The following is a 1,648-nucleotide window of genomic DNA, read 5'->3' on the forward strand; positions in this document are numbered from 1 at the left end:
CAGACGTTTTGTTTTTTGTTTGAACAAAGGCAAATCTATAACATTAAAATTTTGCTTCCACTCGGAATTATCCCATCCTAAAATAAGCTTAGGCGCTACGAGATTACAAATAACGTAACTTAGATTTGTTCGCAGTTGCAAAGAATTTTCGAGGCGTGTTTGTATAACTGTACCACCAGATGGAGATGTTGCTTGTGCTTTCGCACCGGACCAGTTGGCCACAAACTCAAGACCCAACCCTACATTTCCTAAACGGCGGGTGTATCCTGCGTTAACTCCTCCATCAAGACCTTTTTTCAGTGTGTTGTTGTTTAAACTCCCCAGGAGTTCTCCTTCGGACACCAGACTATATTGTTGCTTCGCCTTTCCAAAGCCATATCCGATATTACCCCCCAGATGAAAACCTTGAAAGGCTTTGGGACAAGCACAAGGGACAGGTTGTTGAGCGAGAACGCTTGTTGTACCTGTTAAAGCAACGGCACCCGCAAAAAAAACTGTGACTTTCATCGATTTCTCTCTCAAAATATCAAACAGGATTATAATTAACTACCTCACATTTTAGAAAAAAACAAAAGAAAACATAATAAAAAAATCCATTTTTAAAAAATGAATCTCTCTGTTGCAAAAAAGCAACTTATTGTTAACATCTCACGCTACACTGAACGACATAGCGTGTCTTCTTCAAGAATATCCTGCATTATATACTCACACTCCAGGACTAGGCAAACGCATAGATGTTCTTGTAGGATATAAACATGATAAAAAAAGCATTGCGTTTACTAACAATCATTGTAGGAGTCACTTTTCTCGCCACTTTGGCTATAGGCAACCTTATTGTCTTTCAAGAAGAGCTTATGGAAGGCAGAATTTTTCTTTGGAGCCATTTCTCCAAAGACTATGAAGCTGACAAAGCGCTTGTAGAACCCTATTTTGATGAACAATTTTATTTAAAAAACTATGGAGAACAAATAAAAAAATCTAAACTTACACCTCTTGACTATTTTTTACAGAGGGGATGGTATTCTCGTAATTGGCGAAACCATACAGACCCCAATTCTTGGTTTAATACCACCCTTTATCAAGAACGCTTGTGGAGTAAAAAACCAGTGCTTTGGCAAACCTTATCCCATCCATTTGTTGATTTTTTAAAACAACCTAAGATGGTGCCGCATGAGAAAACTATTGATGTTTATGCCAAGCAAGATGAACTAGAACGAGCCTGGTTGGCAGTAGAGGGGCTGTTGCGCCTCAATGCTTTTAATCTTGCTCTTCACCTCCCTGAAACATGTAATACCCCACAAATGCAGGTGCGTTTTATTCCACAAATAAATCGGGGATTAAAAGTTACTTACGATAATACTCCAGAGAAAAGTTTTTATCAGAGTGATTTTATCAAGAATCCAGATGCTTATCATTTAACCCATCTGACTCCTCAGCCTCAGGCAGATAGAGGCGCTTCTGTGAGCTATGTTCGTAATGGATTCTCGTACCTTATGCATCGTCTCTATAACTATACTGAGTGGTTTCACAATGGAACATGTATTAATCCTACGCTGATCAATATTTCACATTATTGCGATGAGCCTTTAGTTTTTCTTCGTTTTAATAATAGGTCGATACAGTTTAGAAAATTCTTATTCAATCTTTT

2 protein-coding genes are annotated in these 1,648 nt (G+C 38.2%); one reads left to right on the forward strand and one right to left on the reverse strand.

The features are described 5' to 3' along the window. Positions 1 to 507, reverse strand: a 507-nt coding sequence (locus EPO09_RS22080) for a hypothetical protein (RefSeq protein WP_290646767.1), incomplete at its 3' end; no start/stop codon positions are given. Between the two features lie 248 nt (positions 508 to 755). On the opposite strand from EPO09_RS22080, the gene EPO09_RS22085 reads away from it, so the two are divergent. Continuing rightward, positions 756 to 1,648 (forward strand): hypothetical protein (locus tag EPO09_RS22085; protein WP_290646769.1); only part of this gene is annotated, 893 nt, incomplete at its 3' end.

This window comes from Aquabacterium sp., assembly GCF_004297345.1.
Taxonomy (GTDB): Bacteria; Pseudomonadota; Gammaproteobacteria; order Burkholderiales; family Burkholderiaceae_C; genus Aquabacterium.